This is a genomic window from Gemmatimonadaceae bacterium, from assembly GCA_040882285.1.
Taxonomy (GTDB): Bacteria; Gemmatimonadota; Gemmatimonadetes; order Gemmatimonadales; family Gemmatimonadaceae; genus JACDCY01.
Genome location: JBBEBQ010000005.1, coordinates 184,304 through 202,781, shown reverse-complemented (window position 1 = coordinate 202,781; position 18,478 = coordinate 184,304). Strand labels below are relative to the sequence as shown.

At 66.5% G+C, this 18,478-nt stretch carries 14 protein-coding genes; 8 read left to right on the top strand and 6 right to left on the bottom strand.

Going from position 1 to position 18,478, the window contains the following annotated elements; all coding sequences use genetic code 11:
• Positions 1–44: 44 nt before the first annotated feature.
• Together WEA80_01670 and egtB are read right to left on the bottom strand one after the other, a co-directional pair.
• Positions 45–854: a DUF2231 domain-containing protein gene (locus WEA80_01670; GenBank protein MEX1185283.1), complete on the bottom strand. Its 810-nt coding sequence runs from the start codon at positions 852–854 to the stop codon at positions 45–47.
• Positions 855–866: 12 nt separating this feature from the next.
• The gene (gene egtB, locus WEA80_01665) at positions 867–2,111 is read right to left on the bottom strand and encodes an ergothioneine biosynthesis protein EgtB (protein MEX1185282.1); all 1,245 of its coding nucleotides are present in this window, start codon (positions 2,109–2,111) and stop codon (positions 867–869) included.
• Positions 2,112–2,206: 95 nt separating this feature from the next.
• On the opposite strand from egtB, the gene WEA80_01660 reads away from it, so the two are divergent.
• Genes WEA80_01660 through WEA80_01650 form a run of 3 tightly spaced genes read left to right on the top strand, consistent with a single transcriptional unit; the run spans position 2,207 to position 5,958 of the window.
• Positions 2,207–3,670 carry an MATE family efflux transporter gene (locus tag WEA80_01660; protein ID MEX1185281.1) on the top strand — a complete coding sequence of 488 codons (1,464 nt, stop codon included), beginning with the start codon at positions 2,207–2,209 and terminating at the stop codon, positions 3,668–3,670.
• A 42-nt stretch (positions 3,671–3,712) separates the two neighbouring features.
• Positions 3,713–4,525 carry an SDR family oxidoreductase gene (locus WEA80_01655; protein MEX1185280.1) on the top strand — a complete coding sequence of 271 codons (813 nt, stop codon included), beginning with the start codon at positions 3,713–3,715 and terminating at the stop codon, positions 4,523–4,525.
• A complete protein-coding gene (locus tag WEA80_01650; GenBank protein ID MEX1185279.1) occupies positions 4,522–5,958 on the top strand; it encodes a coniferyl aldehyde dehydrogenase in 1,437 nt (478 codons plus the stop codon). Before WEA80_01655 ends, WEA80_01650 begins: the two co-directional genes overlap by 4 nt.
• A 19-nt stretch (positions 5,959–5,977) precedes the next feature.
• On the opposite strand, the gene WEA80_01645 is transcribed toward WEA80_01650, so the two are convergent.
• Positions 5,978–7,075, bottom strand: coding sequence for a site-2 protease family protein (locus WEA80_01645; protein ID MEX1185278.1), 1,098 nt, complete (start codon positions 7,073–7,075; stop codon positions 5,978–5,980).
• Between the two features lie 418 nt (positions 7,076–7,493).
• Here WEA80_01645 and WEA80_01640 point away from each other — a divergent pair, with 418 nt between their 5' ends.
• On the top strand, positions 7,494–7,706 hold the full coding sequence (locus WEA80_01640) for a cold-shock protein (protein MEX1185277.1): 213 nt from the start codon (positions 7,494–7,496) through the stop codon (positions 7,704–7,706).
• 120 nt (positions 7,707–7,826) lie between these two features.
• Here the strand turns inward: WEA80_01640 and WEA80_01635 are convergent, their stop codons facing one another.
• Positions 7,827–8,492: a triacylglycerol lipase gene (locus WEA80_01635; GenBank protein MEX1185276.1), complete on the bottom strand. Its 666-nt coding sequence runs from the start codon at positions 8,490–8,492 to the stop codon at positions 7,827–7,829.
• A gap of 120 nt (positions 8,493–8,612) precedes the next feature.
• Here WEA80_01635 and WEA80_01630 point away from each other — a divergent pair, with 120 nt between their 5' ends.
• A complete protein-coding gene (locus tag WEA80_01630) occupies positions 8,613–11,363 on the top strand; it encodes a hypothetical protein (GenBank protein MEX1185275.1) in 2,751 nt (916 codons plus the stop codon).
• Between the two features lie 168 nt (positions 11,364–11,531).
• Here WEA80_01630 and WEA80_01625 read toward each other — a convergent pair whose 3' ends face one another.
• Both WEA80_01625 and WEA80_01620 read right to left on the bottom strand, forming a co-directional pair.
• Positions 11,532–13,109 carry a hypothetical protein gene (locus WEA80_01625; GenBank protein ID MEX1185274.1) on the bottom strand — a complete coding sequence of 526 codons (1,578 nt, stop codon included), beginning with the start codon at positions 13,107–13,109 and terminating at the stop codon, positions 11,532–11,534.
• A 13-nt stretch (positions 13,110–13,122) separates the two neighbouring features.
• The gene (locus WEA80_01620; GenBank protein MEX1185273.1) at positions 13,123–16,254 is read right to left on the bottom strand and encodes a SusC/RagA family TonB-linked outer membrane protein; all 3,132 of its coding nucleotides are present in this window, start codon (positions 16,252–16,254) and stop codon (positions 13,123–13,125) included.
• Between the two features lie 173 nt (positions 16,255–16,427).
• On the opposite strand from WEA80_01620, the gene WEA80_01615 reads away from it, so the two are divergent.
• The 3 genes from WEA80_01615 (at position 16,428) to WEA80_01605 (ending at position 18,457) form a co-directional block, all read left to right on the top strand.
• Complete coding sequence (locus WEA80_01615) at positions 16,428–16,772, top strand: metalloregulator ArsR/SmtB family transcription factor (protein ID MEX1185272.1); 345 nt, start codon at positions 16,428–16,430, stop codon at positions 16,770–16,772.
• A gap of 73 nt (positions 16,773–16,845) precedes the next feature.
• The gene (locus WEA80_01610) at positions 16,846–17,700 is read left to right on the top strand and encodes an arsenite methyltransferase (GenBank protein MEX1185271.1); all 855 of its coding nucleotides are present in this window, start codon (positions 16,846–16,848) and stop codon (positions 17,698–17,700) included.
• A 28-nt stretch (positions 17,701–17,728) separates the two neighbouring features.
• Positions 17,729–18,457, top strand: a complete 729-nt coding sequence (locus WEA80_01605; protein ID MEX1185270.1) for a metallophosphoesterase family protein — start codon at positions 17,729–17,731, stop codon at positions 18,455–18,457.
• Positions 18,458–18,478 lie beyond the last annotated feature (21 nt).

Genomic DNA, 18,478 nt, shown 5'->3' with positions numbered 1-18,478 from the left:
CAACTGATACATAGGTGAGCCGCTGCTGATGTCCGGGCGCGCGGCTAGCTCGCGCTCGAGTCGGCTACGCCGAAGATATCAAGCTCGTCGCCGGCTCGCTCGACGCGATACACGTGGATCGGATTGCGCGCGGGCCCCGCCTTCACCTCGCCGTTCGCGAGATCGAATTGGGAGCCGTGCCAGGGACACTGCACGGTCCCGCAGATCATCACGCCATCCGCCAGCGACGCGCCGCGATGGGTACAACGGTCGTCGAAGGCGACGTATCCGTCCGCGGTCCGTCCCACGACGACGCGCTTTCCGGCCACGTGCACCAGCTTCATCTGATCGAGCTCCAGACCACCGCTTACCCTGAACGAAGCGCCGCCGGGTCCCGGCGTGCCGCGCTCCTCCCGCCACTTTCCGGCGCCCGCGTATCTGTGATCGACGCCGATTTGATTCCGCATGACGAGCGTCCCGCCCATCCAGCCCCCTGCGAGCAGAGCGAGAGCGCCGACTGCTTCCACGCCGAGGATGAAGGTGTCGGGCCGAACGTCCGCGTCGCCGCGCAGCCATCTCGCGCCGGCGAAGAGCACGAGGGCGGTGACGTTCAACAGCGCGTGCTTCGTGGCGCGCTTTTTCCCGCTGCTCTTTGGGGGAACGGTGAACCTGTAGTCGATGATTCCCGGAATCGCGGCGACCAGTCCGGTGATGACGCCGGCTACGAGCAGGTGCGCGCCGGTCGTCCACAGCGGCGGGCGGCCCAGCCACACCCCGGTGAGATCGAACAGAAGCGCGCCGATCAGAAACGCGATGGGAAAGGGGATCAGCGCGGGATGCGACGGATGGCCGCGAAAGCTCGCCTTGCTGCGCATGGGTTTTTTGGGTTAGGCGTTCCTGGCGAGGCGGATCCCCGCGAACTGCCAGCGGGCATCCGACGGAAAGAAGTTCCGGTACGTGCGGCGCGCGTGCGACCGCGGCGTCGCGCAGGACGCGCCCCGCAGCACCCACTGGTCGCTCATCCACTTGCCGTTGTACTCGCCGATCGCGCCCGCGGCGGGCGTGTATCCCGGATAGCCGACGTACGGGCTCTGCGTCCATTGCCATGCGTCGCCATACAGTTGCTGGGCGCCGCTCGCCGAAGCACTCGCGGGCCCGGGGTGGAATAGCCCCCCTTCCACGAACCGCCCTTCGACCGGCGCCGCGGCGGCGGCGACCTCCCACTCCATCTCGGTCGGGAGCCTGTGTCCCGCCCATCGCGCGAACGCGTCCGCTTCGTAGTAGCTGATCGCGCATACGGGCTCCGCGGGATCGAGCGGGCGCGTGCCCGCGAGCGTGAACTCCATCCAGCCGTCGGTGGTGTGCTCCCAATAGATGGGCGCCGTCCACCCGCGCTGCTGTACGGTCGCCCAGCCGTTCGACAGCCAGAGCGGCGCGGTCGTGTAGCCGCCGTCCTCGACGAACTTCAAGAACTCGGCGTTCGTCACGAGCCGGGACCCAAGCGCGAACGCCTCGGCGAACACGCGATGCGCCGGTCCCTCGTTGTCGAACGCGAAGCCGGCATCCGGCTCGTGTCCGATGCGATAAACGCCTTCGGCGATGTCGATCCAGGCCAGCGGCGGCGCGTCGCCGGGCGGCTCCAGCACGCGCGGCAGATACGCGGGCCGCAGGGGATTCGTCCAGAAGACGTGCTTGATGTCGGTGAGCAGCAGCTCCTGATGCTGCTGCTCGTGGTTGAGCCCGAGCTCGATGACCGGCAGCGCGGGGTGCGCGGGATCCCCGTCGATCACGGCGAGCAGCGCGGCCATCGCTTCGTCAACGTGCGCGCGGTAGGCGTACACCTCGGCGACCGTGGGGCGCGTGACCAGCCCGCGCTGCGCGCGGCAGTGGCGCTCGCCGGCCTGGACGTAGTACGAGTTGAACAGATACGCGTACCTCTCGTCGCGCGGCGCGTACGACTGCCAGTGCTCCCGGAGGACGAACGTCTCGAAGAACCAGCTCGTGTGCGCGAGGTGCCACTTGGTCGGGCTGACGTCCACCATCGAGCTCACGACGTAATCTTCGGTCTCGAGCGGCTCGCACAGCGCTTCCGTCTGCGCGCGGACGGCGCCGTATCTCTCGGACAGGGTCATGCTGCAAGGTCTCGGAAGTGCGGCTCCGATTCAAGGGCGGAGCTTTCGCGTGCCTGGGGCGCGGTGCAACTTTCGCGCACATTGCGGCCCGCACATTGACGGACACCACGGCGTCCGCCGGCGAACACACGCCGGTGGCGACTCCCATTCCGCCCGCGGCGGCGGTCGGGCGGTACGACCGCTCGATCATCGCGGGTCCGCTCAACAGCGCGGTGTGGAAGATCGCGTGGCCCACGATGCTCACCAACATCGTCGGCGGCGCCCAGGGCATCGTGGACCACATCATGGTCGGCCACTACGTGGGCTTCGCCGCCAACGCGGGGATCGGCGTCGCGGGGCAGATCATGATCATCGTGATCATCTTCATCACGTCACTGTTCACCGGCATGAGCGTGCTGGTCGCGCGGTTCGCCGGCGCCGGCGACGAGGACAAGGTGGACCGCACGGTGTACCAGGCGTTCATCACCGCGATCGCGATGTCGGCTGCGATGGCCGTGGTCGGATACTTCGCGGCGCCGTGGCTGCTCGACTTCGTGAACGCGGAGCCCGCGGTGAAGGCGGAAGCGCTGCCGTACCTGCGGATCATGTTCCTCTTCAGCAGCGGAATGCTGCTCTTCTTCATGCTGAGCGGCGCGCTTCGGTCAGCCGGCGACGCGCGCACTCCCATGATTCTCGGCATCGCGCTCACCGCGCTCAACATCGCGCTGAACGTCGTGTTGATCCGCGGACTGGGGCCGATCCCCGCGTACGGTACTGCCGGCGCGGCGATGGGCACCGTCATCGCGTCGGCGATCGTCGTCGGCTACGCGCTCGTGCAGCTCAAGCGGGGCGGGTGGGTCGTGTCTTTCCCGAAACGCGGCTCGTACGGGCCGGACTGGGGGATCATCAAGGCGCTGTTCCGCTTCGGCCTGCCGACGGGAATCCAGGGGATCGCGATGAACGTCGGCGGACTGTTCATGCTCGCGTTCATCGGCTCGCTCGCGCAGAGCGCGGCGGCGCAGGCGGCGTTCGCGGTGTCGTACTCGCAGCTGTTCTCGCTCATCACGTGGACGTCGGTGGGCCTCATGGGTGCGGCCGCGGCGGTCGCGGGGCAGAACCTGGGCGCGGGGCATCCCGACAGGGCCGACGAGGCGGTCCACGTCGCGGCGAAGATCGGCGCCACCGGGGCCGCGCTGATCGGAGTGTTCTTTCTCTTTTTCCCGCGGCAGCTGCTGGCGGTGTTCGGGATGAACGAGCCGACGGTGGTCGAGCTGGGAGTTCAGCTGCTGCGCGTCCTGAGCCTGTCGGGAATCTTCATCGCGATCGCGCTGACCTACACCGGCGGCTTGCAGGGGACGGGTGACACGAAGAGCCCGCTGTACATCTCGGTAGTGTCACAGGTGATCGTTCCACTCGGCATCTGCTACACGATCGATCGAGCCGGCACGCTTCAGCCGCTGCACATCTGGATCGCGATCCTCATCGGGCACGCCACGCGCTGTGCCCTGAGCGTAATTCGGTTCAATCAGGGGAAATGGCGCCACATTACGGTGGACATCGACGACAGAAGAGCTCGCTGACGGATCGCCGGTCGAACCCCGGCCGCAACTCGGAGGACTACGATGACCAGGATCGCCGGCAGCACGGCGCTGATCACGGGCGGCGCGTCAGGGATCGGGTACCTGACGGGAAAACGGCTCCTGGAGGAAGGAGCTTCGCACCTGGTCATCTGGGACGTGCAGGAGGACGCAATGCAACGGGCGGTCGGCGAGCTGGCGGGCACCGGCCGGCGCGTGACCGGCTTTCGCGTGGACGTCACCGACCTGGCGGAAGTACAGCGGACTCTGCGGCAGATGCGGGGCGTCGGCATCGAAGTGGACCTGCTGATCAACAACGCTGGCATCGTCGTCGGCAAGCAGTTCGCCGACCACTCGCACGAGGAGATCCGGCGGAGCATGGCCGTCAACGCGCTGGCGCCGATGCACCTCGCCCGCGAGGTGCTGACCGGCATGCTGGAGCGCGGTAGCGGGCACATCGTGAACGTCTCCTCCGCCGCGGGGATGGTATCCAATCCCGGCATGTCGGTCTACTGCGCCAGCAAATGGGCGCTCATCGGCTGGTCCGACTCGCTCCGGCTCGAGCTGGAGCGGTCGCGCAGCGGCGTGCGGGTGACCACGGTGCTGCCGTATTACACGGATACCGGATTGTTCGCCGGAGTGCATTCGCCGTTCATCCCGTTGCTTGATCCTGAGCACGTTGCTCGCGCGATTGTGGCCGCGATCCGCCGCGACCGGATCCTCGTGTACCTGCCGCGGTGGATGCGGGTGACTCCGCTGCTCCGCGGACTGCTCCCCGCCCGCTGGTTCGATACCATCGGAGGCGACTGGATCGGAGTGTACCGCTCGATGAAGACGTTCACGGGGCGGTCGCGGTGACGGCCGCTCACGTCTCTCCGGATGGGTTGCGCGCGCTGCTCGACGCGCAGCGCGCGGCCTTCGCGCGCGGGGCGCCGCCGTACCAGCGACGCATGGACGCGCTCGCTGCGCTCCGCGACGGATTGCGCGCGCGGCAGGCGGAGCTCGTCCGCGCGGTGCACGACGACTTCGGTGGCCGGTCGAGCGAGGAGACGCTGCTGCTCGAGCTGTTCCCGCTGTACGATCAGATCCGGCACGCGCGGCGGCATCTGCGCGGGTGGATGCGCCGCCGCCGCGTCCGCGGCTCGTGGTTTCTGCTCCCCGCGCGCGCGTACTACCAGCACCAGCCGCTGGGCGTCGTCGGCGTGATCGGCGCGTGGAACTATCAGCTCCTGCTCACGCTCGGTCCCGTCGTGGACGCGATCGCCGCGGGAAATCACGTGCTGCTCAAGCCGTCGGAGATCACGCCCAGCTCGGCAGGCGTCATCGCGTCGATCATCGCCGAATCCTTCGCTCTGGACTACGTCGCGTGCGTCACCGGCGGGCCGGAAGTCGGAACCGCTTTCGCTTCGCTCCCGCTCGATCACCTGATTTTCACGGGCTCGACGGGAGTCGGCCGGCGGGTCCTGCGGGCCGCGGCGGAGAATCTCACCCCGGTGACACTCGAGCTCGGCGGCAAGTCGCCGGCGATCGTGCACGAGAGCTATCCGTTCGCGCTGGCGGTGGAGCGCATCATCGTAGGCAAGCTGTTCAGCGCGGGGCAGACGTGCGTGGCGCCGGATTACGTGCTGATTCCCGAGGGACGCGAAGCGGAGTTCGAAGTGGAAGTGGCGCGCGTCGTCGGAAAACTGTATCCGCGGCTACCCGACAACCCCGACTATACGCGCATCGCGACCCCGCGGCATTATGAGCGTCTGCGCGCGCTGGTGGCGGATGCGATCGCGAAGGGGGCGCGCGTCGTGGAGACCGGCGCAACGGGTGAGCGGTACAAACCGGACGATAGATTTCTTCCGCCCACACTGATCTTTCGACCGACCGAAGCGATGACCGTGATGCAGGAGGAGATCTTCGGACCCGTCCTGCCCGTGCTCACGTATCGGACGCTGGATGACGCGCTCGCTTACGTGAACGCGCGCCCGCGACCGCTTGCGCTGTACTATTTCGACGAGGACTCGCGCCGGGTGGACGAGGTGTTGTCCCGGACGCTCTCCGGCGGCGTGACCATAAACGACTGCGTGTACCATCTGGGGCAGCACAACCTGCCGTTCGGCGGGGTGGGCGCGAGCGGGATGGGCCAGTATCACGGTTTCGACGGCTTTCAGACCTTCTCGAAGAAGCGCGGGGTGATGGTGCAGCGGCGCCGGGCGGCGACGGCGCTATTTCACGCGCCGTACGGACCGCGTAAGCGCAGGCTCATCGATGCGCTGCTCCGGCTGGCACTGCGGTCCCGATGATGGGTGCCTCGCGGCGCGCTTACCGCGCTGACGCCTTTCGGGAAGCGGCCTCGATCGCCACGAACTCTCCGATCTTCTCCATCGTGAGCAGCCCGACCAGGGATTGGTCACGGACGACGGGGAGAGTCCGGCAATGGCAGCCCTGGAGTCGCGTCATCGCCCGCTCCAGCGGCTCATCCGCTTCCGCCGTCACGAAGGTCCGCTGCATCACGTCGCCGACAGTGAGATCTCCTTTGCCGTCGGCGAGCGCCTTCAGCAGCGCTTCGCGCGTGAGGATTCCGGCGATGGTGTGATCGTCGGTCACCGGAAAGTCGTCTTGAAAGCCAGCCTGTACCTGTTCGATCGCTGCCGAGAGCCGGTCTCCGGGAGACAGCTCGCGGATGTCCGTGGCCATTACGCTTGCGACCGGGACATCGGCTACCACCGCCTTGATCTGTGCGGCCATGGCCTCACCGGCGGCGCCGATCCACACGAAAAGCGCGATGATGACCAGGAAGGGATTTCCCAGGACGAACAGGCCCAGAATGCCGAATAACAGCGCGAACATTTTCCCCACGCGAGCGGCGACTTCGGTGGCGCGCGCGTGGTCGGTGCGCATGGCAAGGGCGGCGCGCAGGACCCGGCCACCGTCCATCGGAAACGCCGGCAGCAGATTGAAGGCGGCGAGAATCACGTTGACCCACATCAGCCGCGCGAGAAACGGAAGCTCAGTGCCGGGCACCACGGCCCGCGGGTCCGTTGCGGTACCCATGAGGCGGAGCACCGCATACAGCAGGATGACGAGCGCTACCGTAACGGCCGGTCCAGCCAGCGCGATCGCGAGCTCCTGGGCGGGACGGTCCGGTATCCGCTCGAGCCGCGCGACTCCACCGATTGGAAGGAGCGTGATGCCACGCGTCTTGACGCCGTATCGCCGGGCCATCAGCGCATGCCCCAGTTCGTGCAACACGACGGACAGGAAGATCGCGACGATGAACGCGACTGCTTGGGCGGCCGCGGAGAGCGTGCCGGATACCCGATAGCTCGCAAGAGCTATCCACGCGAGCAGGACGAAAAAGGTCGCGTGAACATCGAGCTGGATGCCGGCGATCCTGCCGATCTTCCACGACCATCGCATGTGTAGCTCCTGCATTCCGGTGGGATTCGGTACCCCGGAAGCGCATGAGACATGCCGGACGAGGCGGCAGGGGCGCGGTCGCGTCCGGGTGGCGAGCGGCGGACGAGATCCTCGAGTCCACCCGGTAAGCCCTCATATGTTCACTACTCGCCGGCCAGTTGTGTCCTGCCCCCGGATCGACTATGTTTATTCAGGCGACACGCGTAACCGAATAAAAAGGAACGCGGACATTATCGAGACTAGGGCCTGCCGGGTTTCTCGCGCAGTCCCTTTTTTCATTCCGCTAGTCGTTCGAAGCCGGCGTGTGCCGGTGGAGTCGGCGGAAGCCCACCGTGAGGGTCAGGATCACGACACGTTGAAGTCGGCACGTACGGCAAACCGGACTCCGACAGCAACAAAAACAACAGAGGAGTATCGAATGCGTACGACCGGCACAGTGAAGTGGTTCAACGACGACAAGGGCTTTGGTTTCATCACGCCCGAAGACGGTTCCAAGGACTGCTTCGTTCATCACTCGGCCATTCAGGGCAACGGCTTCAAGTCGTTGGCCGAAGGCGAGCGCGTTGAGTTCGACGTCGTGCAGGGCCAGAAGGGTCCCGCCGCGGAGAACGTCGCGAAGCTCGGCCGCTAAAGCCAGGCTGACTCGCTGACCGGCCTAACCGCCGGTTCTGCCGAGGGTTGAAAGGAAGGCCGGCTCGAGAAATCGAGCCGGCCTTTTTCTTTGGGCGGGAGCTCCGGTGGTGCGCGAGGGTCAGGGAGCTATGAATGCTTTCACCTGCTGGTATATGGGCTCGGTGAACATCGCGGCGTGCGATAGGCACGCAGTCTCTGTGTTCAAGGCCTCGCTCAGGATCGTGCTCTCCGGCGGGATGATCGTTCCGTCACACGGCGACCACCACGTGGCATAGCGCACGTCCCCGGGAGTCTCGTCGCCCGCGTTGAGGGCGGTCAGGAACGCCGATTCCGGCACGGCCTCGGCGCACGCCGGCACCTGGACGCACTGGGTAGCGGTCTGCGTGCCGTGATTCGGCCCGGCTATCGAGACCCACGCATCCACGTTGGCCACGCCGCCGAGGCTCTTGAGGTAGTACCGCGACGACAGGCTGCCCATCGAGTACGTCACCAGGTCGACCTTGTCCCACCCCGTCGCGGCCAGGACCGAATCGATCCTGCTGGCAAGCTGCGCCGCGATCGACGTGTTGGAGATGGAGGAGCTGTAGGTTGCCGCGGCCAGCTCGCGATCGATCCACCCATCGGCTCTGAGGCGGGCGAGCACAGGGCTCCAGTCGGCTGCGGACCCGCCGAGCCCGTGCACCAACACGATCGGCTGGCGCGCTGTCCTGCTGACCGGCACGGTGGGCCCATCCCCTCCGCAGGCGAGCACGGCGGACAGTATGAGCAGCACTGGCTTGCGCACGGCAAGGCGACGAGCACGAGCTATGCCGCGGGAGGGTCGGCACGATTGAAATCGCGCCCGAATGGGTCGACATTGGAGTCGGTCAATGTGGTGTCCGTACCATCCCGATCCGGAGCGCACATGGTCTGTCGCCGCCTGCTCATTGTTTCTCTGGCGCTCATTTCCGCCGCGACGCCGGTCGCGCAGGCGCAGCGCGCCGATACGGTGTCGCTTGCCGGCCTGCGCTGGCGCAACATCGGCCCGGCCAGCATGGGAGGCCGCGTGGTTGATTTCGACGCGGTCGATCGCGATTTCAAGCACGTCTTTCTCGCGACCGCTTCCGGCGGCGTCTTCAAGTCGGTGAACGCCGGCATCACCTGGGAGCCGATCTTCGACAGGTACCGGTCCGCGTCCATCGGCGACATCGCCGTGTTCCAGCCGAACCCCGACATCATCTGGGTGGGGACGGGCGAGGCGAACAACCGCAACAGTGTCGCGTGGGGCGACGGAATCTACAAATCCACCGACGGCGGAAAATCGTTCACCAACGTGGGGCTCGAGACCACGCATCAGATCGCGAGGGTGATCACGCACCCGGCGAATCCCGACGTCGTGTACGCCTGCGCCATCGGGCATCTCTGGGGCTACTCGGGAACCCGCGGCCTGTTCAAGACCACCGACGGCGGGCGCAGCTGGACGAAGCTCGCGGGCGGACTCCCCGACGACGGGCGCACCGGCTGCACCGACCTCGTCGCCGATCCGCGGAACGCCGACGTGCTGTACACCGCGTTTTACCACCGCATCCGGCGGCCGTGGACGTTTCACAGCGGCGGCCCGAACGGCGGCATCTTCAAGTCCACCGACGGCGGCCGCAGCTGGCGCAAGCTCACGGCGGGACTTCCCGCGGGCGAGACCGGCCGGATCGGTCTCGCTGTCGCGCGCGGCCGGCCCGACGTCGTCATGGCGATCGTCGAAGCCGCGCAGTCGAGCGATCTCGGCGTTCCGGGGTCGGGGATCTACCGCTCCGAGAACGGAGGGGAGAGCTGGCGGTACGTGAACCTGTACAACAACCGCCCCTTCTACTACAGCCAGATCCGGATCAATCCGGTGGACGACGCAAAAGTGTACGTCCTCACCACCCGCTTCATGGTGTCGACCGATTCGGGGAAGACTTTGACGAACGGGAGCGAGGACCAGGAGATCCACGGCGACTTCCACGCGCTCTGGCTCGATCCTACCGACGGCGACCGCTACTACATCGGCATGGACAAGGGTGCCGCGCTCACGTTCGACGGCGGCAAAAAGTTTCTGTTCTACGACAACCTCGCCATCGGGCAGTACTACCGCCTCGGCGTCGATATGCGCGACCCGTACTTCGTGTACGGCGGACACCAGGACAACGGCTCCTGGGCAGGGCCGAGCTTCAGCCGCGACGTGCGCGGCATTCTCAACGACGATACGTGGAAGCTGCATTGGGGCGACGGCCAGGACGTGCAGATAGATCCGGACGACTGGCGGAAGGTGTACAGCTCGACGGAAAACGGCGGCTTCCGCCGGTACGACGCTCTCACGTATCGAATCAGCAGCCACCGTCCGTCGAGCGCGAACACCACCAACTGGAACGCAATTCCAGCGAGCGATACCGGCGACCGCGCGGTGCGATTCAACTGGTCCGCGCCGCTGGTGATGTCGCCGCACGATTCCCGCGTGCTCTACCTCGGCGGCAATCACCTCTTTCGTACGACTGACGGCGGAGAAAGTTGGACGGTAATCAGCCTCGATCTCTCGACGAATGATCCGGTGAAGACCGCGCGCCGGTCGGGTGGCATCACGCCCGACAATACCGGCGCGGAGACGCACGGCACGCTGACTTCCATCTCCGAGTCAGCAGTGATACCGGGAGTGATCTGGATCGGCACAGACGACGGCAACGTGCAGCTCACCCGCGATGGCGGACGCAGCTGGAGCAACCTGCGCCGCAATATCCGCGGAGTGCCCGATGGCATCTGGGTCGGGCGCGTGGAAGCGTCGCACTTCGACGCGGGCACGGCGTACGTGACGTTCGACGGCCACCGGAGCGACATCTTCACGCCGTGGATCTTCCGGACCACGGACTACGGGCGTACCTGGACTAACATCGGCGTCACGTTGCCGGCGGGAGAAGTGGTGCACCTCGTGCGCGAGGATCTGCGCAATCCGAGTCTGCTCTTCGCGGGGACCGAGTTCGCCGTCTGGGCGTCGCTGGACGCGGGGCGGAGCTGGACGAGAATCTCGAACAATCTTCCGACCGTGGCGATCCAGGATCTCGTCATTCATCCGCGGGACCACGATCTCATCGCCGGCACGCACGGGCGGAGCATCTGGATCCTCGACGACATCACGCCGCTCCGGCAGCTCACCGACGAGGTGCGCGCCAAGCCCGGACATCTTTTCGAGCAGCGGACCGTGACTCTCTGGGAGAACCGCAGCCGCGGCGGCCAGCGCGGCCACTTCTGGTTCGGTGGAGAGAACCCCGCGACTTTTCAGGCGGCGGGCAATCTCCCGCGCGTCCCGTCGCGCGACGTCGCGGTGATCAGCTATTGGCTGAGGTCGACTCCCGCGTCACCGGCCGTTCTGGAGATCAGCGAGCCCGGCGGTCAGACGAAGCGCACGATTACACTCCCACCCGAGCCCGGCATCCGGCGGTACGAGTGGGATCTGCGCCTCGAAGATCCTCCTCCGCCGCGGGACACCACCGTCGCCGCGCCCGTGACCGGGGAAGGGGGGCCCGGCCGCCCGCCGCAGCGCCGCGCGCCGCCGGTCGGGCCGGGGACTTACCTGCTGCGACTCACCGTCGACGGCAGCGTCTCGGAAACGGTGCTGACGATCAGGCCGGATCCGATCACGCGGTAATTAACTGCCACTGAGAATAGCCAAGCTGCGAGCTGCCAGCGAAAGACGCCGCCAGCTACGGGCTGCAAACGATGTTGACGGGTCAGAATCGTAGGCAGCTGGTAGCTGGCGGCTTCTAGCTGGTGGCTCGCAGCTTGGCAGTTCTATGTGGCAGTTGTCTTTCACGGACTATGGGCACCGCGGCAACGCGACGGGGCACCGCTCCGGATCAGGCGCCGGCGCGCTCCCCTCGCCCCCGGGGCCGCCGAACGTGTACAGCGGGCGCTGCAGCACCGCGAGCTCACGTCCCGGAACGGGGAGGTGGATGATGCTGTTCGTCGCCAGAGTCTGCCACCCGCGGGCGTCGAAGTACCTGATCACGCCGCTCACACCCAGTCCTTCGATGCCTTTCTCGTAGCGCAGCGCGTCCCACAGGCTGCCGCATGCGCCATTCAGCTTTCGCGGCACGCAGCCGGGAAGGTCCGGCGGCCCGTCGATCGTCACGGGCAGAAGCTGCCCGTTCGCCACGCGAGTCTTGTTGATCAGCGGGATCGCTTCGGCGGCCCGGCCCAGGCGAATCAGTGCCTCGGCTTTCAGCAGATCCATCTCGGCGACGGTCAATGCCGGCATCGGTCCGCTCCGCCACGTCTCGCCCGTACCGAACCGGTGGAAATAGTACCACGAGAACCTGTACGTCCCGCGGCTGGCGGCGAAGATGTTGTTGAGGTTGTAGCCGACGTACTTGCCCGGGCTCGCGGGACCGGTCGTGCCCTGTATCCGGCGATCCTGCGTGCGGATCTGGAACGCCACGCGATTCTGTACCGGTGTAGCTACCCAGTTCACGAATCCGTTGGCGGAATCCGCCGGACCGAGGAGCCAATAACTCGGACGCCCGAAATCGCTTGGCCGTGACGCCGTTCTCACCCGCGCGACGAGCCGCTGCCAGTCGTGCCAGAGGATGTCCGGCTGCCCGACCGGCGCAAAATCCGCGGTCACTCCCGCGTCGATCCGCCGGATGACCTCGGTCCAGTCGACCGCGGCGCGCTCCGCGCGCGAGCGCGCGGAATACGCCAGCAGGCGGGCCGCGAAGGAATTCGCGAGCCGGACGAACTGATCGCGGCTCATGTCGGCAAACAACCATGAGTCCACGGGCAAGGTGAAGTTGTTGGCTCCCGCCACCGTTATGGCCGCGTCGATTTGCGCGACGGCTGCCTCGATCACCTGGGGGTAAGGCACGAAAGCCGCGTTGAGCATGGTGTCCAGGGAGACCGTCTCGTCCACGACGAAGGCTTGATCGAAATACAAGCCGAGATAACCGTGGGAGATGCCCTGCAGCAGCTTGGCCACCGCGCGGGTGCGGGCCGTTCGCGGCGCGTCCACGATGACGAGCCCTGCGTCGATCGCGATGAGCGCGTCGTTCACGGTCGAGTTCGTGGCGTAGAGATCGTACCACGGATCCTCGGTCACTTCGTTGCGCGCATTCACCGGGCTGTTGTTCCACGCCGAGCGCGGCTCGGCGGAGAGCTCGAGCTGCCCGAAGTCGGCGAAGCCGGACGTAACTTCGTGCGCGATCGTGGACAGGGCCCATGACGGATAATCATCGTGCCCGCCGACGTTCCACCACGACCGGAACGCGCTGGCGACGAACGCCTCCGTAGCGAGCGGCTGCTGCGTCGCGCGCTCGCGGTCCGGCTCGTTCTGGTTGGTGACGGTAAGCTCCTGGCACGCCGACAACAGCAACGCGAGAGCTGGAATCAATTTGCGCATCATAATTCCCGCGTCAGAAGATGATTTCGAAGCTGCCGGTGAACGTCCGGTAGCGCGGATAGTCGAAGCTGTCCAGGCGCGTGAGCGCGCTGCCTACATCCGGGTCGTAGCCCTTGTAATCCGTCCACGTCATCAGGTTGCGCCCGACGATCGAGAAGGAAGCGCCGGAAGCGCCGAGCCGTGACAGCAGCCCGATGGCTCTGGCACCGAACCGGTATCTCAGGGAAAGCTCCCGCAGCTTCACGAAGCCGGCGTCCTCGACGAAGTAATCCGTGGGATCGTTGGCCGCATACAGGTTGACGTAGTATTCGATCGGCTTCTTGAGCTCCTGCGCCTTGCCGGCCTGGTCCACGTCCCCGCTGCGCGCCCACTGGTACATGCGCTGATTGGTCTGATTGTAGATCTGGCCGCCGACGTTGGCATCCAGCAGCGTGTACAGCTCCACGTTGCGCCAGCTGAGGTTGTTGGAGATTCCAAAGTGGAAATCCGGGTTGCCGTCGCCGATCTTCACGACGGCCGCGCTGCCGGTGGAATCGCGCAGCGTGATGGGCATCCCCCAGCCGTAGTTGGTGGTGCCGATCGTCGTCGTCGTGCCCCACAGCCGCTTCGCCTCGCCGTCCGTGAAGCTGTTCGACGGTCCAACCCAGACGAGCAGCCCTTCATCGTTCACCGCGAACTCGCCCGCGCGAGACTGCGCGTCGGGAGCAAGCTCGCTCGCGTTCTTGATGAAGCGGAAGCCGTACATCGCGCCGAGCGTCTCACCCGCGCACCGGAACGCGATCGTCTGCGTCTGGAAGCAGGAGCGGTCGAACTCGGTGATGCGGTTGCGCGACCGGTCGGCGACGAAGCCCATCCGCCATGTGAACGTAGGCCTGCGGATGAGCTGCGCTTCGATGGTCCCCTCGACCGTGTTTCCTTCCACGGTCCCGGCGTTCTGCCACTGCGATTCGTAGCCGAAGAAGCCGGCCAGCGGGATGAGGATCAGCTGATCGACGACCCTCGATTTCGCGTACGACAGCTGCACCGAGTAGCGGTCGCGGATGATCGCGTCTATCCCCACCTCGGTCTCGGTGGCGTGTTCCGGCTTCAGGAACTTGTTGCCGAGCGTCTGCTTGACCAGCCCGCCGCCTTCCAGGAAACCGAAAGTCTCGAACTGGTCCTCGAAATCGGGGCGACCGCCCGCGGTGCCGCGCGACGCGCGGAGCTTGAACTCCGAGAACAGCGGCAGCGGCCACCACCGCTCCTCAGCGATTCTGTACGCACCGCTGACACGATAGTAGGTGTTCCAGTGCTCCTCGGGCCCGAACAGGGAGCTGCCGTCGCGCCGGACGAGACCGTCGAGGATGTAGCGGCCCGCATAGTCGCCGCCCGCGCTCAGGACGAAGCCGTTGGACCGGATCTCCTCGATGGTGGACTCGACGAACCGCTGGGTCGCGTTGCTGAGGCTTCGCACCCCCGGGACGGACAGGTTCGTGCCCTCCGCCTCCGTCACCTGATTGGTTTCCCGCTCGAGCAGCGCTCGCACCGTCGAGCGCAGCGTGAGCCGTCCGAGGCTACCGAGAAGGTTCGCGCTGGCCGCGGCGTTGATCGCGTCCGTAGTGCCGGTGATCTGAGCGATCTCGCCCGGGCCGCCGGTGCCAAAGCCCTCCGTCTTCAATCCCTGATCGAGGAAGAAGTTGACGCGGCGGTCCGAGCGGTCGTAGCTCACGTTTCCGTCGAAGTTCAGCCACCGCGAAGGCGCGTACCGCGCATCGATACTTCCCTGCGTCCGGGCGCGCTTCCGCCGGTTCTCTTCCGTCGCGAGCACGTACAGCGGGTTCTCTTCACGGCCGTCCGGGTCGCCCTGGTACAGGAACGGAGTACCGTCCGGGTCCGGCGTGCGCAGGTCTACGTCCGGCGCCTGGTTGATCAAGTCGAAGAACGTGTCGCCGTACAGCTCCTGGCGCGCCGTCCGGCTGTGATAACCGCTGAAGGACAGTCTGAGATTGTCCCGCAGCCGATGGTCGAGGTTCAGCCGGACGTCGTTCTGGTTGAACGCTCCGCTGTTCAGAACGACGCCGTCCTCCTTGGAATTGACCAGCGACAGGAACCAGTTCGTGCGACCGGCATTCTGCGCGAAGTTGATCGAGTTCTTGGAGAAGGTTCCCGGATCGAAGAAGCGCTCGACCTGGTCGAATATGGGGTCGGCGTAGCGCTTGTCCTGGAAGCGGCGGAACGCCGAGTCGGCTACCCGCTGGCTGCGCTCTACCACGGTGCCCGCGGAATTGATGTATCTCCCGTCCGCGTTCACCATGTAATAGTGGTATCGTGCCCAGTCGATCTTCCCGCCGAGCTGATTGACGCCGAACTCCGTGCGCAGGCTGATGCGTGTCGTCCCGTCCCCCAGTCCCGATCCGCGGCGCGTCCTGATCTGCAGCACGCCGGCGGCCGCGCGCGATCCGTACAGCGAGGCGGCCGCGGCGCCCTTGACGACCTCGATGCTCTCGATGTCCATCGCCTCGAGGTCCGCCGTGGCCGCGCCGAACGACTGGCTCTGGATCACGCCGTCCACGACGATGAGCGGAGAGTTCGACTTGTTGATGCTCGTCGGCGAGCGAAGCACGATCTGGGTGCCGCTGCCCGGCTGTCCGAGCGGCACCACCGTGACGCCGGCGATCTTGCCCTGCAGCGCTTCTACCGCGTTGGTGGCCGGGACGGGCGCGTCCTCGATGTCGAGCCGTCCGACGGTAAACGGCACGCGCGTGCCCGCGGTGGGATCGACCAGACCCGTGGTGACCACCGCCTGGAGGCTCAGCGCCAGCGCAGGCAGCCGAAAGTCCACGGTTACCGTGCCGGCGTCGCCGACCGCGACGTTCGGTATGGTGACCGGCCGGTAACCCAGCCGCCGGGCCTCGACGCTATAGGTACCCGCGGGGACCCCGTTGATCGCGTAGCGGCCCGCGTTGTCCGTGCGCGCGCCGAAGCGCGTTCCAGGCAGAGTCACCATCACTTCCGGCACGGGCGCGCCGGTGCCGGAGTCGCTGACGGTCCCGGCTACCCGGCCGGCTCCGGTCTGCGCAACTGCCTGTGGCGCGAGGGCTGCCAGGAAAATGGCGCACGCCACTACGAGTGGTGGAATGGCGCCGGCGAATCGGGCGTGCGGCATGGGGGCTCCGTTAGCCGAAAGTGGGAAGCAAACATTGAGTGCCCGCTTCGCGTTCCGTCAAGAGAGTTCTTCGGGCGCGACCGGGGCCCTGCCGCTTCTGCGCCTTCCCGGTCTCTGGACACGGTCCGACGGCGCTCTTGACATATCAACAAAACTTGATATATCATTGGTCCATGGCAACCGCGACCGCAGGCAACACCGATCGGGCAGCGCAGTGGTTTCACGCGCTGTCGGACTCCACCAGGCTGGGCATCGTGATGCGCCTTACGCGGGGCGATCGGTGCGTTTGCGAGCTGGCCGACGCGCTGGACGCGGCGCAGCCGCGCCTCTCGTTCCACCTCCGCGTGCTGAAGGACGCGGGGCTGATCAGCGACCGGCGTGACGGCCGGTGGGTCCACTACTCCCTCAACCCCGACGCCATCGAGGAAGCGGGCCAGTTCCTGGCCGCGCTCAAGCCGAGGCGCCGGTTAAAGGTGGAATGCTGTACGACAGCTGGCAGGCTAGCAGCTAGCAGCTAGCAGCGAGGGGCAGTTTGCAGTTCCTAGTCACCAGTCACTAGTCACTAGTCACATATTTCTTTCGGAGATTCGAATGACGAACGCTACCATGCCTGCAGACCTGAAGCAGGAAGTAAAGGACAAGTACGGCAGTGTAGCCAAGGCCGTCGCCGAGGGCACCGCCAGCGACGACGCCGGCTGCTGCTCGAGCGCGTGCTGCGGCTCCAGCACGGAGTCGTACGACCCCATCACCTCCAACCTGTACGACGAGGGCGAGCAGGCCGGCGTGCCCGCCGAGGCGCTGCTGGCGTCGCTCGGCTGCGGCAACCCGACCGCGCTCGCTCAGCTGAACGAAGGCGAGACCGTGCTCGACCTCGGCTCCGGCGGCGGGATCGACGTGCTGCTGTCGGCCAGGCGCGTGGGCCCGACGGGCAAGGTGTACGGCCTCGACATGACCGACGAGATGCTGGCGCTCGCCAACGAGAACAAGCGCCGCGCCGGCGCCGGGAACGTCGAGTTCCTCAAGGGCGAGATCGAGAACATCCCGCTGCCCGATGCGTCCGTGGACGTCATCATCTCGAACTGCGTGATCAACCTCTCGGCCGACAAGGCGCGCGTCCTGCGCGAGGCGTTCAGGGTGCTCAAGCCCGGCGGGCGGTTCGCCGTGTCCGACGTAGTAGTGCGCGGCCCGGTGCCCGCGGAAGTGAAGCGGAGCATGGAGCTGTGGATCGGCTGCGTGGCGGGCGCGCTCGAGGAGAGCGAGTACCAGGCGCTGCTGAGCGCCGCGGGCTTCGAGCAGATCGACATCGAGCCGACGCGGATCTACAAGGCGGAGGACGCCGCCGCGTTCCTGGCGAACTCGGTGAGCAACGCCGAAGCGGTCGCGCGCGAGATCGACGGGAAGTTTCTCAGCGCATTCGTGCGGGCGACGAAGCCGCTGAGCAAGTAGCGGGAATAGGAAGACGTCTCGCTACGCGCTGATCTCGGACATCCACGCCAACCTTCCGGCGTTGGAGGCCGTGCTCCGTCACATCGACGGGGCACGGCCTGTCACAGCCACCTACCACCTCGGCGATCTGGTCGGCTACGCGCCGTGGCCCAACGAGGTCGTCGCGCTGCTGGGCGAGCGCGGGATTCAGGGCGTGGCCGGCAACTATGACTCCACCGTCGCGACCGATTACAAACACTGCGGCTGCAAGTACGAGGACGCGGAGCAGGAGCGGCTGTCGCACGTCTCGTTCGAGTGGACCAAGGCGAACGTTCGGCCGGAGACGAAGCGTCTGCTCGCCGAGCTGCCGTTCCGCCTCGACGTTCGACCTTCCGGTGGGCACGCGAGCGGCGCCACGCTGACGCTCGTGCACGGCACGCCGGTGCTCAACACGGTGTACTGGATGGAAGACCGCCCCGACGATTTCTGCCGCAAGATGGCGGCGCTCGCGGGATTGAAGGCGGGCGACGTGCTCGCGTTCGGCCACACGCACAAGCTGTGGCATCGGGTGGTGGACGGCATCCACTTCGTGAATGCGGGGAGTGTCGGGCGGCCCAAGGACGGGGATCCTCGCGCGTGCTACGTCACGGTGGACCTCGCGGGGCCCGCTCCCGTGGTGGAGTTTATACGCGTGGAATACGACATCGAGCGCGCGGCACGGGCAATCACGGACGCCGGCCTCCCGCGGGAGTTCGCGGACCTGCTGCGATCGGGCTGATCCCCGGGCGAAACGCGCAGT

Excerpts from the sequence above, each read along its gene's own strand:
- egtB (MEX1185282.1), bottom strand. The coding sequence starts at position 2,111 with ATGACCCTGTCCGAGAGATACGGCGCCGTCCGCGCGCAGACGGAAGCG.
- WEA80_01625 (MEX1185274.1), bottom strand. The coding sequence starts at position 13,109 with ATGCGCAAATTGATTCCAGCTCTCGCGTTGCTGTTGTCGGCGTGCCAG.
- WEA80_01610 (MEX1185271.1), top strand. The coding sequence starts at position 16,846 with ATGACGAACGCTACCATGCCTGCAGACCTGAAGCAGGAAGTAAAGGAC.
- WEA80_01670 (MEX1185283.1), bottom strand. The coding sequence starts at position 854 with ATGCGCAGCAAGGCGAGCTTTCGCGGCCATCCGTCGCATCCCGCGCTG.
- WEA80_01640 (MEX1185277.1), top strand. The coding sequence starts at position 7,494 with ATGCGTACGACCGGCACAGTGAAGTGGTTCAACGACGACAAGGGCTTT.
- WEA80_01655 (MEX1185280.1), top strand. The coding sequence starts at position 3,713 with ATGACCAGGATCGCCGGCAGCACGGCGCTGATCACGGGCGGCGCGTCA.
- WEA80_01630 (MEX1185275.1), top strand. The coding sequence starts at position 8,613 with ATGGTCTGTCGCCGCCTGCTCATTGTTTCTCTGGCGCTCATTTCCGCC.
- WEA80_01645 (MEX1185278.1), bottom strand. The coding sequence starts at position 7,075 with ATGCGATGGTCGTGGAAGATCGGCAGGATCGCCGGCATCCAGCTCGAT.
- WEA80_01615 (MEX1185272.1), top strand. The coding sequence starts at position 16,428 with ATGGCAACCGCGACCGCAGGCAACACCGATCGGGCAGCGCAGTGGTTT.
- WEA80_01620 (MEX1185273.1), bottom strand. The coding sequence starts at position 16,254 with ATGCCGCACGCCCGATTCGCCGGCGCCATTCCACCACTCGTAGTGGCG.